Genomic DNA, 6096 nt, shown 5'->3' with positions numbered 1-6096 from the left:
GCAGAACCGTGGCGCCTTCCCGTGACTCCCTGGCCAGTCCATCGGGCCTGTCCCTGCTGCAGGTGCTGCGGCTCGGCTTGTTCCAAGGCTGCCTGGGCACCATGGCGGTGGTCTTTGCGGGCCTGTTGAACCGCATTATGCTCACCGAACTGGCGTTCCCCGGTTTGCTGGTGGGCGGCGCCCTGGCCTTTGAGCAGTTGGTGGCCCCCAGCCGAGTGTTGTTTGGCCAGGTGTCTGATGCACGACCGTTTCAAGGGCGCTACCGGGTCCCCTACGTGGTGACCGGTTCCATCCTCTATTGCCTCATTGCGGTGCTCTCCATCCCGCTGATCTTCTTCGTGGGCAACGCCATTGCAACGGACAACAGCCGCGCCTTCTGGGGTGGCGCCACGGCGCTCTGCGGCCTGTTTGCCCTGTTCGGTTTAGCTGTGGCCATGGCCACGACCCCCTATCTGGCCCTGGTCATCGACCGCACCACAGAACAGGAACGTCCCCGCGCCGTGGGCATCATCTGGTGCATGTTGACCGTGGGCATCATCGTTGGGGCCATTTGCATTTCCATCACCCTCGGAAGCGTGGACGGGGTGACGGATCCGGCAGTGCTGCAACCTGCGTTGCAACGCTTCATGATTCAACTGGCCGTGGTGGTGGTGGCATTGACCATCGTGGCCTGCTGGGGGATGGAGCCCCGGGGCGGCTCCCGGAGTGGGAACCGGACCCCTGAACAGGTGATGACCCTGCCGCGCACATGGGCCTTGCTCACCTCCAGCCGCCAGACCCTGGTGTTCTTCGGCTTTCTGGTGCTGTTTGCCCTGGGGGTGTTCCTCCAGGATCCCATCCTGGAGAGCTATGGGGCGGACGTCTTTGGTCTGCCCATTTCCAAAAGCACCATCCTTAACGCCCTCTGGGGAACCGGCACGCTGCTGGGCCTGCTCCTGGCAGGGTTTCTCATCACCCCCAGGTTGGGAAAGATGGCCAGTTCCCGTCTGGGCTGCCAGTTGACCACCGTCTCACTGGCGTTGCTGTTTCTGGCAGGGTGTACCGGCCAGGTGACGGTGTTGCAGGTGGTGATGGTGTTGTTTGGCCTTGCTGCGGGCATTGCCACCAATGCCACCCTCTCCCTCATGTTGGATTTGACCCTGCCGGAGGCCGCCGGCACGTTTGTGGGGGCCTGGGCCCTGGCTCAGGCCTTATCCAGAGCACTGGGTAAACTCATGGGCGGGGGCCTGCTGGATCTTGGCCATGTCTTGATCCCCGACGGATTGGGGACCAACTGGCTGCCACCGGCTTTCCCTGCCTATGGTTTCGTGCTGTTCATTGAAGTCCTTGTTATGGCTGCGGCCACGTGGTCCCTGGGTGCTGTGCGTGTGCATCAATTCCGTGGGGACACGGCCGACACCCTAGCCAAGGTGCTGGCTCTGGAGTTGGACTGAGGTTGTCCCATGGAGAGAACCATCGCCGCCTGGCAAAAGCAACTGGGCCCTCTTCTGGATCACGTGGCCGCCCGGCAGATGGCGGATTTTGGCCGGGTCGAGGCCGAGAGAAAAGTCGACGGCTCCTTGATCACCACCTGTGACCGTTGGAGTGACGAGACCATCAGCCAGGGGTTGCAGGACCAGTTCCCTGTCACGGGGGTACTGAGCGAAGAGGGTAGGACACGGGTTCCGCAGCAGGAGTGGGCCTGGGTTCTGGATCCCCTGGACGGGACCACCAACTTCACCTACGGCATCCCCCACTGGACCATCTCCCTGGCCCTGCTGCACCGGGGCTGTCCTGTGATGGGGTGGTTGGAGATCCCCCCGCTGCGCCAGCGGATCATTGTAGTGCGGGGAGAAGGGGTGGAGCGCAACGGCCGTCGCCTGCAACCACCAACGGACGTGGTCACCCCCAATGCCTGCGCCAGTCTCTGCACCCGCAGCATGGTGGTCCTTCAGCGCCGGTCGCACCACCGCTTCCCCTGCAAGCTGCGCATGTTCGGGGTGGCCAGCACCAACATGGCCGGCGTGGCCCTTGGACAAAGCCTCGGCGCCCTGGAGGCCTCCCCAAAAATATGGGACTTGGCGGCTGCCTGGCTGGTGCTGGAGGAGTTGGGCTGTCCCATTGAACCACTGGCGGGGCATCCTTTCCCCGCCACCCCCGGCGCCCAACTGGCAACGGTGAGCTATCCCCTGTTGACCGTTGCGGCCTCGTCACTCTTCCCCCTCTTTCGCCCCTGGGCCGCTGCCCTGCATTCCGAGAGCCCGCCACTGTCGGGCTGATGTCAAGTGCAGGTTGCCAGGCGGTCCCAGACGTGCTGCTTGAGGGGCTCCAGGCCCTGGCCTGTGATGGCGGAAATCTGATGGCAGGGCTGTTGGAAGTGTTGGGTGAGCAGTGTGGTCAGGTGCTCCAACCGGCCGGCATCCACCGCGTCACTTTTGTTGAGAGCCAGCAGACGGGGACGATCCAGCAGGGTGGGGTCATAGGCTGCCAACTCCCCCAGCAGCACGGTGGCATCCCTGTGGGGATCTGCCGCTGTGGCATCCACCAGATGCACCAGAAGACGGGTGCGCTGAATGTGGCGCAAGAAGTCGTGCCCCAGGCCGGCGCCCATGGCGGCGCCCTGGATCAGGCCGGGAATATCGGCAAACACCGTGCCGTCTCCCGTTGGGCGACGCACCACCCCCAGGTTGGGGATCAATGTGGTGAAAGGGTAGTCCGCCACCTTGGGGCGCGCCGCGGAGAGGGCGCGGATCAAGGTGCTCTTACCCGCGTTGGGACAACCCACTAACCCCACCTCCGCCAGGAGTTTGAGTTCCAACCGCAGTTGCCGCTGCTGGCCTGGATGGCCGTTGGTGCATTGCTCCGGAGCCCGGTTGCGGTTGCTCAGGTAACGGGTATTGCCAAAACCGCCCTGCCCCCCTGTGGCGACACAGAGTTGCTGCCCCGCCGTGGTCAGATCCCCCAGCCAGGTGTTGCTCCCCAGGTCATGGACCTCCGTACCGCAGGGTACTTTCACCAGCAGGGGTGAGGCGCTGGCCCCGGTGCGGTTTTTCGGGCCGCCCCGCCGGCCGTCGCCAGCCTTAAAACAGAGTTTGTACTTGAAATCCAGCAGGGTTTGGAGGTTGGTGGTGGCCTCCAGAATCACGTCTCCACCGCGGCCACCGTCTCCCCCGGCCGGCCCCCCCGCCGGCACGAATTTCTCGCGACGGAAGGCCACAATGCCGTCCCCGCCACGGCCAGCCTGCACCTCAATCTGCACCAGGTCAATGAACTGCATCAGGACCGTCTCCTGCACCCATCTGCTGCCCCATCTTGCCGGCCCGGATGGCGCCATGGTCCTTGGGGATGCTTCACCAGCGGGGTGATTGGCTTAATCTGGAGACCTGAGTCTTCAGGTAATGCGCTGGAACCCTCTGGCCCCTCCATCCTCAGCGATTGCGGCCCTCAAGGGAGAGGAGAGGTTGTGCCGAGGCCTGGGGAGTGGCTGCAGCAGCATTACGGCATCCCACTGCCGGGCTGGCTGGTGGACTGCTTGCAGGAGGCGCCGCCGACGGAACAACGCCGCCGTGATCCTCCGGAAGGTCCTGCTCTGATTGCCGCCGCTTTTGATTTTGCCTGGCGGCAACACCATGGCCAGCAGCGGGCCAGCGGGGAGCCCTACATCAGCCATCCCCTCGCCGTTGCCCATCTGTTGCGGGACATTGGCGTGGGTCCCAGCGTGATTGCCGCAGGTTTCCTACACGACGTGGTGGAAGACTGTGGTGTGACCAGTGCCGACGTTGAGGCCAGGTTTGGCGGCGAGGTCCGGGCCCTTGTCAACGGCGTCACCAAGTTGGGGGGCATTCAGTTTGTCAACCGCACCGAGGAACAGGCCGAAAATCTGCGTCGCATGTTTCTCGCCATGGCCAGCGATATTCGCGTGGTCCTGGTCAAGTTGGCTGACCGTCTTCATAACATGCGTACGTTAACAGCTTTATCACCGGCAAAGCAGAGAAGAATTTCCATCGAAACGTTGGAGATCTACGCACCTTTGGCCAATCGTCTGGGCATTGGCAAACTGAAATGGGAGTTGGAGGACTTGGCCTTCAAAGTGCTGCATCCACAGGAGTTCCGTCACATCTCTCAACAGTTGGCCGTCAAGCGAAGTGAGCGGGAAGCACGGCTCAACGCTACGGTGGAGTTGATCCGTCAGCGGCTGTCCGAGGCGGGCCTGATCCAGGTAGACGTGAATGGTCGTCCCAAGCATCTCTATGGTATTTGGAACAAAATGAAACGACAAAATAAAGCTTTCCATGAAATCTACGACGTGGCTGCACTGCGAGTTTTAACGGAGAGTCTGGAGAATTGTTATCGGGCACTTGCTGTGGTTCATGATACGTTCCGTCCCATTCCTGGTCGCTTTAAGGACTATATTGGCTTGCCAAAGCCCAATGGCTACCAATCCTTACATACTGCTGTGATTGCCAATCAGCGGCCGCTGGAGGTGCAGATTCGTACACAGAAAATGCATCTGGTTGCTGAATATGGAATTGCTGCCCACTGGAAGTACAAGGAGGGAGGTTCCCCTGCCAATAGTCAAGCGGAGGAGCGGTTCAACTGGCTGCGTCAGCTTCTTAATTGGCAGCAGGAGACTGCTGACGGGGACAGTCAAGACTATTTGTCCTCTATTAAGGAGGATTTATTTGATGATGAGGTGTTTGTCTTTACCCCCAAAGGAGATGTTCTGGATCTAAGGCGTGGTTCCACACCTGTAGACTTTGCCTATCGTATCCACTCTGAAGTGGGCCATCACTGCCATGGCGCCCGCATCAACGACCGCATTGTGCCCCTGTCTACTCATTTGAAGAATGGCGATATTGTTGAGATCATCACAGAACGCAATGCCCGTCCTAGTCTGGATTGGTTAAACTTTATTGCCACACCAACAGCCCGCAATCGTATCCGTCAATGGTACAAGACCAGTCATCGAGATCAAAATATCAATCGCGGTCGGGATATGCTGGAGCATGAGCTGGGTCGCCACGGCCTGGAGGAGCTGTTAAAATCCTCAGCGATGCAAAAAGTGGCGGAGCGCTGTAACCTTCATACGGTCAATAGCCTGTTGGCTGCCGTCGGCTTTGGCGCCCTCACCATTCACCAGGTTGCCAACCGTCTAAGGGAAGAAATTCGTCTCCAGGCCCACCATGGGTCGCAGCCTAAGCCCGACCCTGCCCCCACCCCGGCTCCATCCAGTCGCGAGCTGAGTGCCACGGCGGGTCAGTTGCGGGGGAATCCGATTCTTGGCGTGGATGGGCTGGACTTTCGCCTGGCTGGCTGTTGTACACCGCTCCCACAGGAACCCATCGTTGGCGCCGTGTCCTTGGGCAACCATGGTCTCACAATTCACCGACAAGATTGTGATAACGCAAAACGGGTTACCGTGGAGCGCCGCCTGCCCGTGCAATGGAACCCCAGGCATCCTGAAGACAACACCTATCCTGTGCGCCTAAAAATTGACGTGATGGACCGTGTTGGCGTGCTCAAGGATATTCTCACCCGCCTTTCCGATGCCAACATCAACGTGCTGGATGCGCGGGTGCGTACCAGTCGCGGCAAGCCTGCCCGCATTGATCTGAGCATTGAACTCCACAACGCTCGTCAACTCACCCAGACCATGGACCGTATTCGCGCCATGGCGGACGTGCTCACGCTGTACCGTGCCGGCATGGGCTAGTTGCTACGCCAACGGGGACCGCAGCCAATGCCTTCCCATCACCTCCACAGCAGCGCTAAACTGGATAATCGACACCGCAGAGAAGCCCAATGTCAGCAAGCAATGCCCCCAACAGGCAGGCTCTCCAGGACAGCTCCCAGGTCCGTCGCCAGACCCTCATGGACTCTCTCCAGGTGCGGGCTTCCCTGGCCCGCCGCAACGGGGACATCCCTGCCCAGCAGGCGCTCTATCGGGAGGCGGTTGCCCTGAGCCTACCTCTAGACTGCCTGGATCCGTGATGGACCCTGACGGGTTCAAGTTCCGGGCCTGGCTGGTGTATGGTGTAGTCTTTCCCCTTGCGAGGCTGATTCAACCCCAATTCTGGATAAGGGGAGGCGGGAAACCTGCCCTTGTGCTGGCTTGGG

General features: G+C 60.8%; 4 protein-coding genes. 3 read left to right on the top strand and 1 reads right to left on the bottom strand.

The annotated features are described in order from the left end of the window. Positions 1 to 8 precede the first annotated feature (8 nt). Together FLM9_RS02025 and FLM9_RS02020 are read left to right on the top strand one after the other, a co-directional pair. Positions 9 to 1433 carry a BCD family MFS transporter gene (locus FLM9_RS02025; RefSeq protein ID WP_257242960.1) on the top strand — a complete coding sequence of 475 codons (1425 nt, stop codon included), beginning with the start codon at positions 9 to 11 and terminating at the stop codon, positions 1431 to 1433. Between the two features lie 9 nt (positions 1434 to 1442). Next, complete coding sequence (locus tag FLM9_RS02020; protein ID WP_074457020.1) at positions 1443 to 2258, top strand: inositol monophosphatase family protein; 816 nt, start codon at positions 1443 to 1445, stop codon at positions 2256 to 2258. Between the two features lie 2 nt (positions 2259 to 2260). On the opposite strand, the gene cgtA is transcribed toward FLM9_RS02020, so the two are convergent. Further along, positions 2261 to 3256, bottom strand: coding sequence for an Obg family GTPase CgtA (gene cgtA / locus FLM9_RS02015; RefSeq protein ID WP_074457022.1), 996 nt, complete (start codon positions 3254 to 3256; stop codon positions 2261 to 2263). A gap of 186 nt (positions 3257 to 3442) precedes the next feature. Here cgtA and FLM9_RS02010 point away from each other — a divergent pair, with 186 nt between their 5' ends. After that, complete coding sequence (locus tag FLM9_RS02010; RefSeq protein ID WP_257242959.1) at positions 3443 to 5692, top strand: RelA/SpoT family protein; 2250 nt, start codon at positions 3443 to 3445, stop codon at positions 5690 to 5692. Positions 5693 to 6096 lie beyond the last annotated feature (404 nt).

The organism is Candidatus Synechococcus spongiarum (assembly GCF_900047545.1).
Lineage (GTDB): Bacteria > Cyanobacteriota > Cyanobacteriia > PCC-6307 > Cyanobiaceae > Synechococcus_B > Synechococcus_B spongiarum_C.
Note: the sequence above shows the minus strand (reverse complement) of the source record. Positions and strands in the feature narration are given on the sequence as shown.

Coding starts and splice junctions, on each gene's coding strand:
- FLM9_RS02020 (WP_074457020.1), top strand. CDS start 1,443: ATGGAGAGAACCATCGCCGCCTGGCAAAAGCAACTGGGCCCTCTTCTG.
- cgtA (WP_074457022.1), bottom strand. CDS start 3,256: ATGCAGTTCATTGACCTGGTGCAGATTGAGGTGCAGGCTGGCCGTGGC.